This is a genomic window from Rhodanobacter panaciterrae (assembly GCF_014651895.1).
GTDB classification, from domain to species: Bacteria; Pseudomonadota; Gammaproteobacteria; order Xanthomonadales; family Rhodanobacteraceae; genus Rhodanobacter; species Rhodanobacter panaciterrae.
Map to the genome: position 1 here is coordinate 209,758 of NZ_BMXT01000002.1, position 19,624 is coordinate 229,381.

At 64.7% G+C, this 19,624-nt stretch carries 17 protein-coding genes, 1 tRNA gene and 1 riboswitch; of the genes, 9 read left to right on the forward strand and 9 right to left on the reverse strand.

Annotation, left to right across the window (positions count from 1 at the left end; genetic code table 11):
• The first annotated feature begins 5 nt into the window (after window positions 1-5).
• Window positions 6-1,880, forward strand: a complete 1,875-nt coding sequence (locus tag IE071_RS10360; protein ID WP_189441130.1) for an ATP-binding cassette domain-containing protein — start codon at window positions 6-8, stop codon at window positions 1,878-1,880.
• A gap of 21 nt (window positions 1,881-1,901) precedes the next feature.
• Here the strand turns inward: IE071_RS10360 and IE071_RS10365 are convergent, their stop codons facing one another.
• The gene (locus tag IE071_RS10365; protein ID WP_189441131.1) at window positions 1,902-3,005 is read right to left on the reverse strand and encodes a D-alanyl-D-alanine carboxypeptidase family protein; all 1,104 of its coding nucleotides are present in this window, start codon (window positions 3,003-3,005) and stop codon (window positions 1,902-1,904) included.
• A gap of 319 nt (window positions 3,006-3,324) precedes the next feature.
• On the opposite strand from IE071_RS10365, the gene IE071_RS10370 reads away from it, so the two are divergent.
• Both IE071_RS10370 and IE071_RS10375 read left to right on the forward strand, forming a co-directional pair.
• Complete coding sequence (locus IE071_RS10370) at window positions 3,325-3,477, forward strand: thioredoxin domain-containing protein (protein ID WP_189441132.1); 153 nt, start codon at window positions 3,325-3,327, stop codon at window positions 3,475-3,477.
• A gap of 4 nt (window positions 3,478-3,481) precedes the next feature.
• Window positions 3,482-3,763, forward strand: a complete 282-nt coding sequence (locus IE071_RS10375) for a GIY-YIG nuclease family protein (RefSeq protein WP_189441133.1) — start codon at window positions 3,482-3,484, stop codon at window positions 3,761-3,763.
• A 17-nt stretch (window positions 3,764-3,780) separates the two neighbouring features.
• Here IE071_RS10375 and ppc read toward each other — a convergent pair whose 3' ends face one another.
• The gene (gene ppc / locus IE071_RS10380; protein ID WP_189441134.1) at window positions 3,781-6,486 is read right to left on the reverse strand and encodes a phosphoenolpyruvate carboxylase; all 2,706 of its coding nucleotides are present in this window, start codon (window positions 6,484-6,486) and stop codon (window positions 3,781-3,783) included.
• A gap of 96 nt (window positions 6,487-6,582) precedes the next feature.
• Window positions 6,583-6,714: riboswitch (S-adenosyl-L-homocysteine riboswitch) on the forward strand.
• 37 nt (window positions 6,715-6,751) lie between these two features.
• Between ppc and ahcY the strand changes: the two genes are divergently transcribed.
• Window positions 6,752-8,191 carry an adenosylhomocysteinase gene (ahcY, locus tag IE071_RS10385; RefSeq protein WP_189441135.1) on the forward strand — a complete coding sequence of 480 codons (1,440 nt, stop codon included), beginning with the start codon at window positions 6,752-6,754 and terminating at the stop codon, window positions 8,189-8,191.
• Between the two features lie 94 nt (window positions 8,192-8,285).
• On the opposite strand, the gene IE071_RS10390 is transcribed toward ahcY, so the two are convergent.
• Entirely contained in the window at window positions 8,286-9,248 is a 963-nt protein-coding gene (locus IE071_RS10390; RefSeq protein ID WP_189441136.1) for a glutathione S-transferase family protein, read from the reverse strand.
• A gap of 145 nt (window positions 9,249-9,393) precedes the next feature.
• On the opposite strand from IE071_RS10390, the gene metF reads away from it, so the two are divergent.
• From metF to IE071_RS10405, 3 genes are read left to right on the forward strand one after another with little or no spacing between them, the layout of a single operon-like run.
• The gene (gene metF, locus IE071_RS10395) at window positions 9,394-10,218 is read left to right on the forward strand and encodes a methylenetetrahydrofolate reductase [NAD(P)H] (protein WP_189441137.1); all 825 of its coding nucleotides are present in this window, start codon (window positions 9,394-9,396) and stop codon (window positions 10,216-10,218) included.
• Between the two features lie 25 nt (window positions 10,219-10,243).
• Window positions 10,244-10,831, forward strand: coding sequence for a DUF4124 domain-containing protein (locus IE071_RS10400; RefSeq protein WP_189441783.1), 588 nt, complete (start codon window positions 10,244-10,246; stop codon window positions 10,829-10,831).
• A 53-nt stretch (window positions 10,832-10,884) separates the two neighbouring features.
• Complete coding sequence (locus IE071_RS10405; protein ID WP_189441138.1) at window positions 10,885-11,802, forward strand: branched-chain amino acid transaminase; 918 nt, start codon at window positions 10,885-10,887, stop codon at window positions 11,800-11,802.
• Window positions 11,803-11,984: 182 nt separating this feature from the next.
• Here IE071_RS10405 and IE071_RS10410 read toward each other — a convergent pair whose 3' ends face one another.
• The 5 genes from IE071_RS10410 to IE071_RS10430 form a co-directional block, all read right to left on the reverse strand.
• Window positions 11,985-13,262 carry a sensor histidine kinase gene (locus IE071_RS10410; RefSeq protein ID WP_189441139.1) on the reverse strand — a complete coding sequence of 426 codons (1,278 nt, stop codon included), beginning with the start codon at window positions 13,260-13,262 and terminating at the stop codon, window positions 11,985-11,987.
• The gene (locus IE071_RS10415; protein WP_189441140.1) at window positions 13,246-13,932 is read right to left on the reverse strand and encodes a response regulator transcription factor; all 687 of its coding nucleotides are present in this window, start codon (window positions 13,930-13,932) and stop codon (window positions 13,246-13,248) included. The genes IE071_RS10410 and IE071_RS10415 overlap by 17 nt, the downstream gene beginning before the upstream one ends.
• Before the next feature lie 313 nt (window positions 13,933-14,245).
• Complete coding sequence (gene rimK, locus IE071_RS10420; protein WP_189441141.1) at window positions 14,246-15,166, reverse strand: 30S ribosomal protein S6--L-glutamate ligase; 921 nt, start codon at window positions 15,164-15,166, stop codon at window positions 14,246-14,248.
• Entirely contained in the window at window positions 15,163-15,630 is a 468-nt protein-coding gene (locus IE071_RS10425) for an ATP-dependent zinc protease family protein (protein ID WP_189441142.1), read from the reverse strand. Before IE071_RS10425 ends, rimK begins: the two co-directional genes overlap by 4 nt.
• Before the next feature lie 37 nt (window positions 15,631-15,667).
• Window positions 15,668-15,741 (reverse strand) — tRNA-Gly (locus IE071_RS10430).
• A 310-nt stretch (window positions 15,742-16,051) separates the two neighbouring features.
• Between IE071_RS10430 and IE071_RS10435 the strand changes: the two genes are divergently transcribed.
• Both IE071_RS10435 and trmB read left to right on the forward strand, forming a co-directional pair.
• Complete coding sequence (locus IE071_RS10435; protein ID WP_189441143.1) at window positions 16,052-18,328, forward strand: DUF6600 domain-containing protein; 2,277 nt, start codon at window positions 16,052-16,054, stop codon at window positions 18,326-18,328.
• A 101-nt stretch (window positions 18,329-18,429) separates the two neighbouring features.
• On the forward strand, window positions 18,430-19,146 hold the full coding sequence (gene trmB / locus IE071_RS10440; RefSeq protein WP_189441144.1) for a tRNA (guanosine(46)-N7)-methyltransferase TrmB: 717 nt from the start codon (window positions 18,430-18,432) through the stop codon (window positions 19,144-19,146).
• 123 nt (window positions 19,147-19,269) lie between these two features.
• Here trmB and IE071_RS10445 read toward each other — a convergent pair whose 3' ends face one another.
• Entirely contained in the window at window positions 19,270-19,617 is a 348-nt protein-coding gene (locus IE071_RS10445; protein WP_189441145.1) for an endonuclease domain-containing protein, read from the reverse strand.
• Window positions 19,618-19,624: the final 7 nt, after the last annotated feature.

The following is a 19,624-nucleotide window of genomic DNA, read 5'->3' on the forward strand; positions in this document are numbered from 1 at the left end:
GGCGGATGTCTCTTATCCAATTGCAACGCGTCGACTTCAGCATCGGCGGCCCACTCCTGCTCGAACACGTCGATCTGTCGATCGAGGCGAACGAGCGTGTCTGCATCGTCGGTCGCAACGGCGAAGGCAAATCCACCCTGATGAAGCTGATCGCCGGCGAGCTGCATGCCGACGACGGCGAGGTGCGCATCCAGAACGGCATCGTGGTCGCGCGGATGGCGCAGGAAGTGCCGCAAGGCACCGCCGGCAGCGTGTTCGACGTGGTTGCCGAGGGGCTGGGCGATCTCGGCCATCTGCTGGCGCGCTATCACCACCTGCTGCATGAGCTGCACACGCAGGCCGATTTCGATGCACTGGGCGAGGTGCAACATCAGATCGAGGCACAGCACGGCTGGGACCTGGATCGCCGCGTCACCGAAGTATTGACCCAGCTGGAACTGCCCGGCGACACCGACTTCGCCGCGTTGTCCGGCGGCATGAAGCGCCGCGTGCTGCTGGCGCAGGCGCTGGTACGCAAGCCGGACGTGCTGTTGCTCGACGAGCCGACCAACCACCTCGACATCGAGGCGATCGGCTGGCTGGAAAGCTTCCTCAAGCAATTCGCCGGCAGCATCATCTTCGTCACCCATGACCGCAGCTTCCTCCGTGCGCTGGCCACGCGCATCGTCGAGATCGACCGCGGCGCGCTGACCGACTGGCCGGGCGACTACGACAACTACCTGCGCCGCCGCGAAGAGCGCCTGCACGCCGAGTCGCAGGCGAACGCGCTGTTCGACAAGAAACTGGCACAGGAAGAAGTGTGGATCCGCCAGGGCATCAAGGCCCGGCGCACCCGCAACGAAGGCCGCGTGCGCGCGCTGAAGGCTCTGCGCAACGAGCGTGCCGAGCGGCGCAACCTCACCGGCAACGCGAAGATGGCGCTGGCCACGGCGCAGTCGTCCGGCAAGAAGGTGATCGATCTCGAGCATGTGCATCAGGCCTACGGTGGCCGCGTGCTGATCGACGACCTGTCCACCACGATCATGCGCGGCGACCGCATCGGCATCATCGGCCCGAACGGCGCCGGCAAGAGCACCCTGCTGAAGATCATGCTGGGCGAGCTGAAGCCGCAGCGCGGCGAAGCGACCCTGGGTACCAGCCTGCAGATCGCCTACTTCGACCAGCATCGCCTGCAGCTCAACGACAGCTTGAACGCGCTGGACAACGTCGCCGAAGGCCGCGAGTTCATCGAGCTCAACGGCCAGCGCAAGCACATCATCGGCTACCTGCAGGATTTCCTGTTCTCGCCCGAGCGTGCGCGCTCACCGATCACCCGATTGTCCGGCGGCGAGCGCAATCGCCTGCTGCTGGCGAAGCTGTTTGCGCAGCCGTCCAACCTGCTGGTGATGGATGAGCCGACCAACGATCTGGACGTCGAGACGCTGGAGTTGCTGGAGGAACTGCTGACCGACTACCAGGGCACCTTGCTGCTGGTCTCGCACGATCGCGCCTTCCTCGACAACGTCGTATCCAGCACGCTGGTGCTGGAAGGCCAAGGCCAGATCGGCGAGTACGTGGGCGGCTATACCGACTGGCTGCGCCAGCGGCCCAGCGCACGCAGTGCGGCGACACCCAAGCCTGCAACATCCAGCCCTGCCATCACGACTGCACCCGTGGAAGCCAAGCGCAAGCGGAGCTTCAAGGAACAGCGTGAGCTGGAGCAGTTGCCGAAGCGGATCGAGCAACTGGAAACGGCGATCGCCGCCCACGGCGAGGCGATGAACGACCCGGCGTTCTTCAAGCAGGACAGTGCCACCATTACCCGTGCCAATGAGGCCGTCGCCGCCTTGCAGGCCGAACTCGATGCCGCCTATGCGCGCTGGACCGAGCTGGACAGCTGAGGCCTGCGCGACCGACGAGGGTCAGTCGCGTCGCGGCATTGTCGCGGATGGTTTCTTGCCGGAGTGGCGCGTGGCCAACTTTGTCGCGCCTCCGGTACCGTGAGTGCGTTCGTGGCGTAGGCAGCCAGCCCGGCTTTTGCCGCCTTTCCGGCACACGGCGCGAGACTGGCTGGCCACCACGCTGCGGGTATGCCGACGCGATGCCACCATTTTCTTCGCGCGCGGCCCCACCCTCGGGACAGTCGACGCCTCGGCGCTGCTGATCGGTGACAGCGCGGCGAGTACCCGGTGCGTCATGCTGCGATCGGGCATGCCAGCTTCGGCGACCATTTCAGGCGAAATCTGCCGATGCTCGAAACCGTCGTCCAGCATGTGCGCCATCAGATTGTCGCGGGCGAGCGAGGTGCGTCCGCCCATGACCACGCCGAACAGACGTTGGCCATCGCGCACAGCGGTGGAGGCCAGGTTGAAACCGGCAGCGTCGGTGAAGCCGGTCTTGAGCCCGTCCATGCCCGGGTAACGATCCATCAGACGGTTGTGACCACGTATCAGCTGACCGCGGAACCTGAATTCACGGGTGGCGAAATAAGGTGCCTCGCGAGGGAAATCGCGATAGAGCGCCATCGCCAGCTTGCCAATGTCGCGTGCCGTGGTGGCGTCATCCCGGTTGGGCAGGCCCGAGGCATTGCCGAATCGGGTATTCGTCATGCCCAGCAACAGGCCTTGGGCATTCATCATCTCGACGAAGTGATCCTCGGAGCCGCCCAGCTTCTCGGCCACCACCGTGGCAGCGTCGTTGGCCGACTTGGTGATCATGCCAAAAATGCAGTCCTGCACCGAGATGGTCTGACCGGCGCGCAGGCCGAGCTTGGTCGGCGCCTTGTTCGCTGCCCGGGCCGAGACCGGCAACAGCTGATCCAGCGTGAGCCGCCCATTTTCCAGTGCCTGGAAGGTGAGATAGAGCGTCATCATTTTGGTCAGCGAAGCCGGATGATTGAGCTCGTCCGGGTTGACTGCACTGAGCACGTTGCCCGTTGTGGCATCGAGCACCAGTGCGGCATGGCCCGCATGGGCGTTACCGACAAAACCGCCCACACCACATACCAGCAAGGCCGCCAGTGTCATGCGGCCCAGCCTGCGCAGTGACCGGGTGAGCCTGGGGAAGTTGACATGCATTCGGGCGATCCTCGATTCCTGGTGCAACGATAGCGTGAACCCTACGTCAAAATCCATAGATTCTCACTTGAACTAACCGATACAAATACATGTTCTGCAATGAAAATCATGTCGATGAATGCAGCCTGCATACCCGTATCCGCAGGCAACACGGCAGCCAAGCAAGTCATGCGCCGAACCACGGCGTGCCTCCGCGGATCAAATAACAGCCCGAAGACGGCCGTTACCGCGGCGTATCATCGCCATCCGTCCACCGCGAATGATCGCCATGTACACGCTCTGTTACGCCCCCGGTTCGGCCAACCTGCTGGTGCCTCTGACCCTGCTTGAATGTGGCGCACCGTACCGGCTGGAGCACGTGGACCTGGATGCCGGGCAGCAACGCCTGCGTGAGACTGAAGGGCTGACCGAGTGGGCCTGAGCGCATGAGCGACGCACCCTGTGCCGATGCCTGGGCCGTGTACCTGCTGGAATGCGCCGACGGCCGCGTGTATACCGGCATCGCACGCGATCCCGAACAACGCTACGCAAAACACCTCGCCGGCAAGGGCGCGCGCTTCACCCGCTCGAACCCGCCACGGCAATTGCTCGGCTGGGTATGGGTAGCCGGTCATGGCGAAGCGTTGCGGCTGGAAATCGCCTGGAAGCGGTTGCCACGCGCCGCACGGATCGCCGCGTTAGTCGCATATACCTCACCTCAACCGTAAGAGTCCGCTGGCGCTGATCAACCGGTGTTCTGCAGTCCCTGCGATACGCCGTTGACGCAGGCGACCAGCGCTTGCAGCAAGGCATCGTCGGTACGCTCGGTGGCGCGCCAGCGTTGCAGCAGGTCGACCTGCAGCAGGCTCATCGGATCGACGTAGGGGTTGCGTAGACGGATCGATGCGGCGAGGCGCGGATCACCGCGCAGTAGTGCATCGCTGTGCTTGAGCTGCAACAGCCAGTGGCGGGTGCGCGCGAACTCGTCACGGATCAGGCCGAAAAATTCCTCATGCAGCGGGCCGGACAGTTTCGAGAACGCCTCGGCGATGTCGAGATCGCACTTGGCCAGCACCATCTCGACGTCGTCCAGCAGGTTGCTGAAGAACGGCCAGTCGCGCGCCATCTCCGCCAGTGCCTCTTCGCCGAACTGCTGCACGCCCTGCTCCAGCGCGCTGCCGAGGCCATACCAGCCAGGCAAGATCGAACGGCACTGGGTCCACGCGAACACCCACGGGATTGCGCGCAGATCCTGCACGCCGCGCATGCTGCGACGGCTGGCCGGGCGCGAACCCAGCGTCATCTTTTCGATCACGTCGATCGGCGTGGCGGCACGAAAATAATCGACGAAGTGCTCTCGCTCGACGAAGGCACGATAGGTTTGTCGACTGCTCGTCGACAACGCGTTCATCTGCTCGCGCCAGCGCTCTTCGCGCGGCTCGGTTTCGCGTGGACGCAGGCTGGCCCGCAACACCGCGCCGACGGTCTGCTCTAGGTTGCGCAACGCCAGCGCGCGGATACCGTACTTGCGATGGATCACTTCGCCCTGCTCGGTCACCCGCAGCACGCCGGCCACCGCACCGCGCGGCGACGACATCAGCGCTGGCGTGATCCGCGCGCCACCGCGGCTGGCCGAACCGCCGCGGCCGTGGAAGAACGCCAGCTCGATGCCGGCGGCGTTCGCCACCTCCAGCAACTCCACTTGCGCGCGCTGCAAACCCCAGCGCGAGGCCAGCGTGCCGCCGTCCTTGCCGCTGTCGGAATAGCCGAGCATCACCCACTGCTGGTTGTTGCGCGCGGCCAGGTGCTGGCGATAGACCGGATCGTCGAGCAGCGCCTGCAGCGTGGCCGGCGCGTTCTTCAGATCATCGACCGTCTCGAACAGCGGCGCGATGTTGAGCGGAACGCTATCGTTCTCGACCAGACCGCCGTAACGCGCCAGTGCCAGTACCGCCAGCACGTCGGCGGCCGAGCGCGCCATGCTGATGATGTACAGGCCGACGGCCTCCCTCCCATAACGACGACGGGAGTCGCCCAAGGTGGCGAATACGTCGTAAAGCGAGGTGACTACATCGGCGTGGCTGATCGGGAAACGTGCGTTGCCGCTGGCGTAGTCGCGCAGCTGCTGCGTGCGTGCATCGGCCGCGAGCTGTGGCCACGCCGGGTTGTCCAGCAGTGCGGCCAGCGCATCGTCATGCACGCGTGAATCCTGCCGCACATCCAGTCGCGCCAGGTGCAAGCCGAAGGTGCGCACGCGACGGATCAGACGCTGCACCGCGTACGCACCGGCGTGCAGCCCGTGGTGATCGACCAGGCTGGTGACGATCAACTGCAGGTCGTCGAGCAGCTCGGTCGCGGACGTATAGCCTTCCGGATGGTTGTCGTCATGGGTGGCTTCGAGACGGGCACCGATCACCGTCAGCAGACAGCGGTAAGGCATGTCGGCATGCCGCGGCCGCACCCTTTGCGCGGCGGCGGGAAAGCGGGCGCGGTAATCGTCCAGGCGACGCTGCAACTGTGGGTCGACCGCGGCCCGACCCTCGGTCTGACTGAGCAGACGCGCCAGTCCCGCCACATCTGCCACGTAATGCTCGATCACATGGGCGCGCTGGGTCGCCAGGCTGGCAGCAATGGTGTCCGCGCCGACGTTCGGATTGCCGTCCATGTCGCCACCGACCCAGGTGGCGAAGCCGAGCAGCTGCGGCAATTTCGCAGCCACGCCATAGACCGAATGCAGCGCCTCGGCCAGCGACTCGAACAGCGCGGGCACGATGCGGTAGATCGGGTTGGCCAGGTAGAAGCCCACATGATGGTGCTCGTCCTGCACGGTGGGACTGACCGGCGAGGCTTCGGCGGTCTGCCAGCCGGAAGACAACGCCATGTAGATGCGATCGTCGTCCTCCTTGCGCTCCTGTGGCGTGCGCTCCTGGTCGAAACCGTCGATCAGCGAGCGCACGATCGCCTGCTCCTTCTCCAGCAGCGAGCGGCGCACCGCCTCGGTCGGGTGCGCGGTGAACACCGGTTCGATCCACAACCGGTCCAGCCAGCCCAGCAGTTCGTCCGCGCCGACGCCTTCCGTTTTCAGTCGACCCAGCACGTCGAGCAACGACTCCGGCTGCGCTGTGCTGCCCTCGCGCTGGTAATCGCGGCGCCGGCGGATGCGATGCACCCGCTCGGCGGTGTTCACCGCCTGAAAATAGGTGGCGAACGCACGTGCCAGCGCTTCGGCGTCGCTGGCATCGAGGCCGGCCAGCGAGTCGGCCAGTTCATCCACCGAGGCACCCTCGCGACGGCGGCGAATGGCCGCGACGCGCACCTGTTCGACGCGAGCGAAGAACGCCGCGCCGCCCTGCTCGGCCAGCATCCTGCCGACCATCGCGCCAAGCCGGCTGACGTCCTCGCGCAGCGGGCCATCGGGTGGCAGGAACTCGGCTTCGCGGCTCTCTTCCATGCGGTCGTTCCGGTGTTGGGTGAACGGCCAGCCTATCGAATTGCGGCGTGGGAGGCATCCCTTGCCGTCTCCCGCTACAATGACGGGCTTGTACTGCCCGCCGAGGGGCGCTGCGACCGTTCACTGTGAATGCGGATCCATCCGCAAAAACCCGCACTTCCCTGTGCGGACTCTTCACAAAACCGGCCAGGCTCGGCGCGGCACGTTCCACAACGGCGCCCGGTTGTTTTTACGCGAAGCGATTCGCAATAAACCGGAGATGCACATGAACGCCGTTACCAAAGAAACCACCCACGACTACAAGATTGCCGACCTTTCGCTGGCCGACTGGGGCCGCAAGGAACTGGACATCGCCGAGCACGAGATGCCGGGCCTGATGTCGATCCGCAAGAAGCACGCCGCCACTCTTCCGCTGAAGGGCGTGCGCGTGACCGGCTCGCTGCACATGACGATCCAGACCGCGGTGTTGATCGAGACGCTGAAGGACATCGGCGCCGACGTGCGCTGGGCCTCGTGCAACATCTTCTCGACTCAGGACCACGCCGCCGCCGCGATCGCTGCAACCGGTACGCCGGTGTTCGCGTGGAAGGGCGAGACGCTGGAAGAGTATTGGGACTGCACGATGGACGCGCTGTCCTTCCCCGACGGCAAGGGCGGCTTCCTCGGCCCGCAGCTGGTGGTCGACGACGGCGGCGACGTCACCCTGCTGATCCACAAGGGCTACGAGCTGGAGAACGGCAGCAAGTGGGTCGACGAGAAGGCTTCCTCGCACGAAGAGCAGGTGATCAAGAACCTGCTCAAGCGCGTGCACAAGGAGCGTCCGGGTTACTGGCACACCGTGGTCAAGGACTGGAAGGGCGTCTCCGAAGAGACCACCACCGGCGTGCATCGCCTGTACCAGCTGGCCGAGGCCAAGTCGCTGCTGATCCCCGCGATCAACGTCAACGACTCGGTCACCAAGTCGAAGTTCGACAACCTGTACGGCTGCCGCGAGTCGCTGGCCGATGGCCTGAAGCGCGCGATGGACGTGATGCTGGCCGGCAAGGTCGCCGTGGTCTGCGGCTACGGCGACGTCGGCAAGGGCTGCGCCCATAGCTTGCGTGCCTACGGTTCGCGCGTGGTGGTCACCGAGATCGATCCGATCAACGCGCTGCAGGCGGCGATGGAAGGCTTTGAGGTCAACACCGTCGAATCGACCCTCGGCCGCGGCGACATCTACGTCACCACCACCGGCAACAAGGACGTGCTGACGCTGGATCACCTGAAGTCGATGAAGGATCAGGCGATCGTGTGCAACATCGGCCATTTCGACAACGAGATCCAGGTCGATGCGCTGAACGCGATGACCGGCGTCACCAAACTCAACATCAAGCCGCAGGTCGACAAGTACACCTTCACCGACGGCCGCGCGATCTTCCTGCTGGCCGAAGGCCGTCTGGTCAACCTCGGTTGCGCCACCGGCCACCCCAGCTTCGTGATGTCCAACTCGTTTGCCAACCAGACCCTGGCGCAAATCGAGCTGTGGGCGAACAAGGACAAGTACGAGAACAAGGTCTACATCCTGCCGAAGAAGCTCGACGAGGAGGTCGCGCGCCTGCACCTGGAGAAGATCGGCGTGAAGCTGACCACGCTGACCAAGGAGCAGGCCGGCTATCTCGGCGTGCCGGTGGAAGGCCCGTACAAGCCGGAGCATTACCGCTACTGAGTCACGGTGACACCAAGGCAACATCCAGAAGGGCGCACTTGTGCGCCCTTCTTTATTTCAGGTGCCGCAGGTTATTGATGTGCGCAACCAAGCACTACCCAGCAAGAAACGCCGCCGGTACATAGCGCATCTTGCCGATGCCATTGAACCAACGCAGCTTCATATAAGCCGGCAGACCCAGTACCAGGGTCCAGCGATTCACCGGATGGATATCGTTATGCGCCACCTGCAAATGCGACGGCTCGCCGGGCATCGTGGTGGTCGATACAGAACGCATCCAACTCACCTTCCCGCGCATGCTGCCGCGCCGTTGCCGCTGCGCCTGGATCAGCTCCTCGTACGGAAATGCCACGTCGCGGGCGTGCTCACGGAACAAGCGTCCCTGCCACGCGAACAGCAACTGCAACTGCGGGTGATTTGCAAAGTGCGGCACGATCCGCAGCGGACGCAGCAGCGATGCCAGGGTGATATCCGCGGCGGTGAAACGTCCACCAACAAGGAAACCATCGCGCTCCAACTTCATGGCGATCGGAACCAGTTGTGCTTCCAGTGCCTCGTACACCCGATCCTCGCGGTTGCGATGAAAGCGGAAACGTAGAGTCAGCATCGCGCCAAGCACCGGTGCGGCCAGTGCACGCAGCACCGGTCGGGTGAACAGCCCACCAGCGACATTCGGCATGAACAACCGTGAGAGGGCGTTTGGACATTCCATGATCAGCTGTGTGTAACCCAGCCGACGCGCGTGCAATCCGAGCGTGGAGTCGAGCCGCAACATCCACTGCCACACCTCCTCACGCTCAGCCGGGTCCCACGGCAGCAGTGCGTGTTCCGGGTAGGTCTCATCGAGGTAACGGATGATCGGCGAGGAATCGCTGATCGCCACACCGGTGGCGGTGTCATGGATCAGCGGCACCGTCTGCGCGCAATCGAAGCGCTGCATTTCCTTCTTGGTGAACGCGACGATGTCGATGCCGCGCCAGTTCAGCTGCTTGAAATCCAGCGCCCAGCGCACCTTCTCCACGTAGTGCGACCAATGCAGCTTGTATAGCTCAATCATGACCATCTCCTTGTCGAACCACAGCAATGGGGCTGCTACGCCGGTGCCGCAAGTCAGAGCGGCATGATCCTGGCTCACATCCATCTATCGCTTCATCGCGACACAAAGATATACTTCGACGATACCGCGACCAGGAACCCACGCGATGCCGGCGATCAGCTTCGAATTCTTCCCGCCCAAGACCGACGAGCAGCGCGCACAGCTGGACCGTGCCGCACAGGTTCTGAAAGCGCACCAGCCGGAGTACGCCTCGGTGACCTTCGGTGCCGGCGGCTCGACCCTCAGCTACACCGGCGATACCGTGGCGCGGCTGCACCAGCAGCATGGTCTCAACGTGGCGCCGCACCTGTCCTGCATGGGCGGCACACGGGCGGAGATCGCCGAACTGCTGGACGGCTACCGCGCCGCCGGCTATCGACGCCTCGTGGCGCTGCGTGGCGACATGCCTTCGGGCATGGCCACCGCAGGCGACTTTCGCTATGCCGCCGAGCTGGTGAGTTTCATCCGCCAGCATTGCGGCGATCACTTCCACATCGAGGTGGCGGCGTACCCGGAAACCCATCCGCAGGCCGACGATGCGCTGCGCGATCTGCAGCACTTCAAGGCGAAGATCGATGCCGGTGCGAACGGCGCGATTACCCAGTATTTCTTCAACCCCGACGCGTATTTCCGTTTTGTCGACGACGTGCGCAAGCTGGGCGTGAACGTACCGATCGTGCCGGGCATCATGCCGATCGCGAACTACACCCAGCTGAAACGCTTCTCGGACATGTGCGGCGCCGAGATTCCGCGCTGGATCGCCAAGCGCATGCAGGCGCACGGTGACGATGCCGAGTCGATCCGCGCACTCGGCGCCGAGGTGGTGGCGCAGCTGTGCCGGCGCCTGCTCGAGGGTGGCGCACCGGGCCTGCACTTTTACACGCTGAATCGCGCCAAGGCGACGCAATCGGTACTGCAACAACTAGCCTGAGCCGGCAGACGGGTATGCTGGCGTGATGCGCCCGTCAGTCGCCCTGTTGTGCCTCATCCTGCTCGCCTGGGCCGTCCCGGCGCTGGCGCAGACCGAGATCCATCGCTGCATCGGCGCAAATGGCAGCGCGGTATTCACTGACCAGCCGTGCGCCGCGCTGCAGGCCACCCCGGTCAGCCCAGCTGCCCCGCCCGGCCATGACATCCCGCCGGCTACGCCGCCACCGATCCTGTGCGCGGCCAGCCTGGGCGCACTGCGCCAGAGCGTGATCGATGCGTTCGCCAACCGCGATGCAAACCGCATGGCCGGCCTGATGTTGTGGAACGGCTACGGCCGTGGTGCGGCAATCGCCGACATCCGCTCGCTGGGCGAGTTGATGAAGCAGCCGTTGCTGGATGTCGGCACGCCAGACGATCCGGCGCCCGGCAGCGATCCGCCGGCACCGGCGATCGCCACCAGCAGCACCGGCCCGCTCTCCCCGCCAAGTCCGCCACCAGCCGGCGCCCAGCTGGTGCTGCATACCGCCGGCAACGATGGCAGCGGAAGCCCGCACGAGCAGCGTTTCAACGTCGTCAGCCGCGCCGGTTGCCTGTGGCTGCGCAATGCAGATTGACGCCGGGCAGACTCACAGCAGTTATCATGGGCGGTCCCCATTGGAGAATCGACATGGCGCAGCAGTACCCTGAGTGGATCTGGCAGAACGGCAGCATCAAGCCCTGGGCCGAGGCGACCACGCATGTGATGTCGCACGCGCTGCATTACGGCTCGTCGGTGTTCGAGGGTATCCGCAGCTACGCCACGCCGGACGGAGCGGCGATTTTCCGCCTCACCGACCATCTGAACCGGTTGTACCAGTCGGCCAAGATCTACGACATGGTGCTGCCGCATTCCGCCGATGAGCTGGCCGCGGCCTGCCGTGCGGTGATCAAGAAGAACGAACTGGGCGCCGCTTATCTGCGTCCGGTCGCGTACCGCGGTCTGGGTGGCTTCGGGTTGTCTGCCGAAACTCCGATCGACGTCGCGGTGGCGGCATGGCCGATGGGTCCTTACCTTGGGCCAGAAGCGCTGAAGAACGGTATCGACGCCTGCGTGTCGAGCTGGCAGCGTTTCGCGCCGAACACCATTCCGGCCGGCGCCAAGGCTGGCGGCAATTACCTGTCCGGTCAGCTGATCGCGCGCGAGGCGCGTCGCCTCGGCTTCGGCGAAGGCATCGCGCTGGCTTCCAGCGGTCTGCTCAGCGAAGGTGCGGGCGAGAACCTGTTCCTCGTGTTCGATGGCGTGCTGCACACCACTCCGGCCAGCGCCTCGATCCTCGCCGGCATCACCCGCGACACGCTGAAGACGCTGGCTCGTGAGGATGGCATCGAGGTGGTCGAGCGCGATATCCCGCGCGAATACCTGTATCTGGCCGACGAGTTGCTGATGTGCGGCACCGCCGCCGAGATCACTCCGATCCGTTCGGTCGACGGCAAGCAGGTCGGCACCGGCAAGGCCGGCCGGGTGACCCTGCGTCTGCAGGAGCTGTTCTTCGGCCTGTTCGACGGCCGCACCCACGACAAGTGGGGCTGGCTGGAACAGGTCTGAGGCACAGCCACTCACGGAAACAAAAACGCCCCGCAACGCGGGGCGTTTTTGTTTCTGCCCTGCTCGCTCCCTCCCCTGCACAGCAGGGGAGGGCCGGGGTGGGGTCGGCTCTTGATCTTCCCCGCACGTTCGGACAACCCCCTCCTAACCTCCCCCTGCTGCCCGCAGGGGGAGGAACAGGTTTATGCGAACTTGATGCTGGCGATCGCGCCATTCGCATCGCTGCGCGGGCGCATCGAGACATCCCAGCCGTACAACTCGCACAACCTGCGCACGATCGCCAGGCCGAGGCCGGCACCGCTGCCGCCGGCGCCCTCACCGCGTACACCACGCTGGAACAAGCGCTCGGCATCTTCCGGCTTGATCCCGGGGCCAGTGTCGATCACCTCGATGCGGCCAGCGCCCACTTCGACCCGCACGCTGCCTTCGAGGGTGTACTTGATCGCGTTGCCGATCAGGTTGGTCAATGCCACCGACAACACCGAGGCCGGCGCATTGATATTCACGGGCTCGTTGACGGCCAGGTCGATGGTCAGCGGCTTGCCGCGCATCTGCGGGCGCTGGCTTTCGATCACATCGGCGGCGACCTTGCCGACCTCGGTGGTCTCGCCGCGGGTCGGACCGCGTCGCTCGGCGCGTGACAGCAGCAGCAACGCCTCGATCAGTTCGGTCGCCTGACGCGAGGCGCGCTCGATGCGCTTCAACCGCTCGCTCAACTTCTCGGTCAGGTCGGGTGAGCCCTGCAGCAGTTCGGTAGTGCTGGCGATCACCGCCAGTGGCGTACGCAGTTCGTGGCTGACGTCGGAGTTGAACTCGCGGTCGCGCTCAACCATCGCAGTGAGCCGCTCCGAGTATTCGTCCAGCGCGTGCGCCAGTTCGCCCACCTCGTCGTCGGCGAAATGCTGTGCCAGTGGCTCAGCCTTGCCAGCCTTGCGGAAGTCACGCAGTCGATTGGCCAGCTCGCTGACTGGTTTGAGTACCTTGCGCGACAACCATAACCCGATGGCCAGCGACAAAAGACTGAACAACACCACTGCGCCCACCAGCGAAATCACCAGTTGCTGCTTGCCCAGATCTTCGCGGCTGATGTCGTAACGGGTAAAGCCGATGATCCCGTTCTTGCGTTGCACGGCCAGCTTGTAGTGTCTTTGCTTGCCGCTGCTATCGGTCTCGTAGATATCGTGAACCCCGCTACCCAGGTTCTGCCAGGCAAGCGGCATCTTGTAGAGCGTCCGATCGCTCTTGACCCAGCCTTCGATCAGCTCGGATTGAAATGGCTTGTCTGCAATAGCGTGATCGACCGCCTGATCGACATCGCTTTGCATGCTGTCGTTGATCAGCTGGTTCTCCACCTTGGCGCGCACGTACAACGCAGCCACAGCAAACAACGCGCTGAGGCCGAAACCGAACAGCGCGAAGGAGACGATCAATCGAAAGCGAAGCTTACGCCTGGACTGCATCCGGCTCGACCATCCGATAGCCAATGCCGTGCCGCGTGTGGATCAGCGGCTTTTCGAACGGTTTGTCGATGGCCGCGCGCAGACCGTGGATATGCACGCGCAGCGAATCGCTGTCCGGCAACTCCTCACCCCACACCTTCTGTTCCAGATCCTGTCGGGTAACCACCGACGGGCTCGCTTCCATCAGCGCCTGCAACAGTTTCAGCCCGATCGGGTTCAGCTGGATCGCCTTGCCTTCACGGTTCACTGTCAACGTGTCGAGGTTGAAGGTAAGGTCGGCCACCTTCAACACGCGGCTCTGCGGGCCCTTGCCGCGGCGCGCCAGCACTTCCAGCCGCGCGGCCAGTTCCTGCAGCGCGAATGGCTTGGTCATGTAGTCGTCGGCACCGGATTCGAAGCCGGTCAGTTTCTGCTCCAGCGCATCGCGCGCGGTCAGCATCAGGATCGGCGTCTGCTTGTGCGCCTCGTGGCGCAGCTTGCGCGCCACTTCCAGACCATCCATGCCGGGCAGCGTGAGATCCAGCACGATTACGTCGAAATCATGCACCACGGCCAGATGCAGGCCGGTCACGCCGTCGCCCGCAAAATCGACCACGTTGCCGCGGTCTTCCAGATAATCGCCGATGTTGGTCGCGATATCGCTGTTGTCTTCGATCACCAGAACGCGCATGTATCCCTCCTGCGCAGCCGACACACGGGTCGACTGAGGATGCAAGCTTAACAAGCTTGCGTTAACGAAGTGCGCCGATCGCGATGTGAAACTGAACGCACGATGCTGCAGGCAATAAAAAGGCCCAGATGCGCGACTCGCCGTCGCCCACCTGGGCCCAAACTACTGCCCCGATACCATCATCTGCTCGTCACCGGCCACAGGGCCTGCATGCCACGCAAAAAACAGTGTCTGCTTTATAGGGGGTCGCTGGTTACGGTGTAGTTAACCCGTACTCACCTGGCCGTTAATGCGGTGCGTGGTGCGCCGCCATTCAGGCCCGGGCCGGCTTGCGTCGCGTCCGCGTCTCGGCCGGCGCATCGCCTGCCTGCGCCTGCAGCAGATCCATGATCGCGCCCGCCACATCGACACCGGTTGCCGCCTCGATGCCTTCCAGGCCGGGCGAGGCATTCACTTCCAGCAACAGCGGGCCGCGATTGGAGCGCAGCAGATCCACTCCGGCGATGCCGAGGCCCAGCGCGCCGGCCGCCTGCACGGCGATACGCTTTTCCTCCGCACTCAAGGTCGCCGCCATCGCGCTGCCGCCGCGATGCAGGTTGGCGCGGAACTCGCCCGGACTGGCATCGCGCTGCATCGCCGCCACCACCTTCTTGCCGACCACGAAACAACGCAGATCGCTGCCCTTGGCTTCGGCGATGAACTCCTGCACCAGAAAGTTCGCGTACAGGCCGCGGAATGCCTCGATCACACTCTGCGAGGCGCTGCGCTTCTCGGCCAGCACCACGCCGGTGCCCTGGCTGCCTTCGTTGAGCTTGATCACGTGCGGCGGATCGCCGAGCAGAGCCAGCACGTCGGCGGTGTCGTCCGGGTTGTCGCCGAACACCGTGATCGGCATGTCGATGCCTTGCGCGGCGAGGATCTGAAGACAACGCAGCTTGTCGCGCGCGCGCAGCACCGCATCGGACGGGTTCGGCGTGTACACGCCCATCATTTCCAGCTGGCGCAACACGGCCGTACCGTAGAACGTGCTGGTGGTGCCGATGCGCGGAATCACCGCGTCGATGTCGCGCACTTCCTTGCCCTTGTAGCGGATCGCCACCGCGCCCGGCGCGATGCGCACGTAGCAGCGCAGCGGATCGAGCACGCGCACCACATGGCCACGCTCACGCGCTGCCTCGACCAGTCGCTTGGTCGAATAGAGGCGGGTGTTGCGCGACAGGATGGCGATCTTCATGAGATGTCCGGGGCCACCAGCAGCGGCCGTGGCTGGGTATAGGAACGTGCCGGATCGACCGCAAAACGCCCGCTCAGCGCGCTGCGACCCAACAACAACGGGAACAGCATATGCCGGCGATCGGTCAGATTGATGTCGACACTGAAACGCTGTCCCGCCAGCTGCACTTCGCTGCGGATGAACCAGCGCTCGGTACGCCGGCCACCGGTGTCAGTCACGGCGCGTCGATCCAGCGCCGGTGCCTCGCAACTCACATACACCGGCTGGCGTCGACCCACATGCATGGTGAAGCGCAACCAGGTCGCGTCGTCGCGCTGGAATTCCTCAAGGGTATCGACATGCAACGAACTGCTGCGCGCACCGGTATCGAGCTTGGCCTTGAGCAGATCGATGCCCAGCTGCGGCAACGCCAACCGCTCGCGCCAGCCCAATGTAATCAGGCCCGCGGTAATCAGATCCGCCATAAGGTTTCGGGATAGCTCGGATCACTGCAGCGGGGAGTGGAGCGGGTGAAGGGAATCGAACCCTCGTCAGTAGCTTGGGAAGCTACAGCTCTACCATTGAGCTACACCCGCATTGGCCGGCGGATGGTAACGCGTGATGCGCGCCGTTGGAAAGTCGGGTGCCTTGAAGTTTCACCAAACGTAACCGGCTGCCGCTTCGTTGCGCGTCGGGAGCGGGACACGATCGCTGACCCAACGCCGCATAAATCCCAGATGGCGGCCAGCTGAATCGCCAGTAGCACGACCAGCAAAACTAAGATTGGCCTAACTTTCGATATGTACATAATCGGATCGTCATCGTCGGCTTGCTTCAGAACAGGCTGGCGGATCGAAGGGACTCATTGCGCGATGGCCTATCGCGCCCACCCAGGGGGAACGTCACATGCGTGCGCTTGCCAAATTTTTCACCCCATCACGCTTCAGCTGGCGACTGCCGGCGATTGTGCTGCTGTGCGTGGCCGCAAGCCTGGCCCAGGCGCAGTCCGGCGCAGATGACGACAGCGCCGACCCGCCGAGCCGGGTGGCACGGTTGTCGTACATCGCCGGCGATCTCGGCTTCCTGCCGGCCGGCGCGACGGACTGGAGCGACGCCAGCGTCAACCGCCCACTGACCACCGGCGACCGGCTGTCCACCAGTCAGGGCGCCCGCGCCGAACTGGAATTCGGCGGTGCCAGCTTGCGCATGGACGGCCAGACCGACTTCGGCCTGCTCGATCTGAATGACCAGCTGGCCCAGATCGAGCTGACCCAGGGCACGCTCAACCTCACTGTGCGCAATCTCGATCAGGGCCAGAGTTACGAAATCGACACGCCGACCGTGGCGTTGGTGATCGACCGACCCGGCACGTTCCGGGTGGATATCAACGACGACGGTGGCGGCACCCAGATCACCGCGTTCAACGGCGTCGCCACCGTGTATGGCGAGAACAATGCACAGCGCACGATCAATCCCGGCCGCAGCTATCGCTTCGTCGACTCCAGCCTCGCGGCCGTGGTGATCAGCGACATCGACGGCGGTGACGCATTCGACGCATGGTCCAGCGAGCGCGACCGTCGCTACGTGCAATCGAACAGCAGCCAGTACGTGTCGGATGACGTGGTCGGCTACCAGGATCTGGATCAGTACGGCGCCTGGCAGGACACCAGCGACTACGGTCAGGTGTGGTACCCGACCCAGGTCGCTGCCGACTGGGCGCCGTACCGCGACGGCCACTGGGCGTATATCGCGCCGTGGGGCTGGACCTGGGTGGACGATTCGCCGTGGGGCTTCGCGCCTTATCACTACGGCCGTTGGGCCTATACGCATCGTGGCTGGGGCTGGATTCCGGGACCCCTCGGCGTGCGCTCGATCTACGCACCGGCACTGGTCGCGTTTGTCGGCGGTGGCGGCTGGTCAGTCGGCATCGGTGGCGGCCCGGTCGGCTGGTTCCCACTCGGCCCGGGCGAAATCTACAACCCGTGGTACCGCTGCGGTCGCAGCTGCTACACCAACGTCAACATCCGCAACATGCGAGAGCGCCGCGGCGATGACCGCCGCGCCGACATCGACGACCACTACAACCGCTACCGCAATGGCACGCCATCGCGTGGCGACCATTACGCCAATCGCGACGCGCCACGCGGCTTCACCGCCGTACCGGGCAACACGTTTGCAGGTGGTCGGCATGTACAGCGCAACCTGGTGAAAGTCGATCCACGCCAACTCGCCGCTGCCCCGCTGGTCTCGCGCGATGCCAACAAACTGCGCCCGATCGCAGGTGGCGCAGAGCCATCGCGCAACACGCATGCCCGTAGCCTGCCTACCGGCGGATTCAATCGCGAAGTCGTGGCACGCCGTGCGCCGCCGATGCCACCGCATGATGTGGCGCAATATCCGCGTGGGGCTGGGCGCAACAGTCAGCTCGCCGACTCACCACGCGCCGGCATGCCGACATCCAATGTCCGCGTGCTGAATCCGCGCGACAACCGTGACCGCGGCGACCGCGCTGCCCCGACCGATCGTGCGGATAACGGCCGCGTCGGCGGCGACGACCCACGTCGGTCCTCCGGCACACCGCAGCCGCTTCCTCCCGTCACCCGCATCACCGCGGCTACGCCGGCAGCGACACGAAACGACAACAGTGCCGAAGCACGCGACGACACCGGAATGCCCTCGACACGCTTCGCCCATCCGCGCGGCCGCGACAACATCGACCAACGCGAGGCGACGCCACAGCCCGGTGTCAGCTATATCTCCGGTGCCAACGAAAATCAGCCGCGTCCGGCTTACCGCAACAATGCGACGCTGCCGCAGGTGCCGCAGATCCAGCGTGCCGCCCCGGCCCCAGACAACCGGAACGCGCCGGCCAACGACGAGCGAATCCAGCGCTACCAGTCCAACCGCCCGATGCCGCAAGACTCGCCGGCGCCAGCCGCACCGATGCGCAACACCGACGAGCCGCGCTTCCAGCGTGCCGAACCCGCTCAGCGCAACTACGTCCGCGAACAGCCGCAGCCGATGCCCGTGCCGCAACGCAATGAACCGGCACGTCCGACCTTTCAGCAGCCACACTACGAGCAACCGCAGCAACGCGCCGAAACGCCCCGCCCGCAACGCAGCGAATCGCGGCCCGCACAAAAGCCCGCGCCTCGGGTGAGAGACGACGCGCAGGAGCACTGAGCCGTAGTCGCTCCCCACTCCGACCTTCCCCGCTTGCCGTGGGTAGTCGGAGTGGGGGCGACCGCATCGGCACTCGCGATGGCAGCCGCTACAATGCGCGCATGCCCAAGACCGACCATCCCGACCACGACGACTCCGTACCGGAATACATGCGCCGCATCCGCAGCTTCGTGCTGCGCGAAGGGCGCATGACGCCGGCGCAGCAGCGCGCGTTCGACACACTGTGGTCGCGCTACGGCATCGACTATCACGGCACCCCGCACGACTTCGCCACGAACTTCGGTCGCCATGCACCACTGGTGCTGGAGATCGGTTTCGGCAACGGCGAGGCGCTGGCCTGGGCCAGCGAGCACGACCTGGCGCGCGACTTCCTCGGCGTCGAAGTGCACGGTCCCGGCGTCGGCCGGCTGATGAACGCGCTGGCCGCACGCGATGCCGGCAACGTGCGGCTGTACAAGCACGACGCCGTCGAAGTGCTGGAACATGAGATCGCGCCCGGCACCCTCGCCGAAGCACGCATCTGGTTTCCCGACCCCTGGCACAAGAAGCGCCACAACAAGCGCCGACTGATCCAGCCCGAATTCGTCGAACTGCTCGCCTCGCGCATGGCGCCGAACGGCCTGCTGCATCTGGCCACCGACTGGCAGGCCTACGCCGAACACATGCTCGAGGTGATGGAAACCTCACCGACCTGGCGCAACCAGCTCGGCCCCGGCCGGTACGCCGAGAAACCCGAGTGGCGCATCGAAACCCACTTCGAGCGGCGTGGGTTGAAGCTGGGGCATGGGGTGTGGGATTTGTTGTATCGGAGGGTTTGAGGGGCAAGAGCTTCACCCCCTCCCAACCTCCCCCTGCAAGCAGGGGGAGGGGCAAAAGCCACTACTCAGATGCCGCCGTGTCGTAACTCCCTCCCCTGCTTGCAGGGGAGGGTTGGGGAGGGGTCAGGCTCTTGCCTCACCTTCCAACACCCGAAGAATCTCCGCCACCACATCCTCCGTGCGCAACAGCACGTCGTCGTTCCAGAAGCGCAGCACGCGATAACCTTCGCGCTCCATCGCCTCAGTGCGACGTTGGTCGTAGGTCCGCGCATCAAGGTGTTGCCCACCATCCAGCTCGACCACCAAACGCGCCGGCACGCACACGAAGTCCGCGATGTAGCCAGCCAGCGGATATTGCCGCCGGAATTTGTGGCCGGCCAGTTGTTGGCGACGCAGGAAGTACCACAGGCGGCGCTCGGCATCGGTGCTTTCGTTACGTAGGCGGCGGGCATTGATCCATATGCGCTGCATGGCGAGT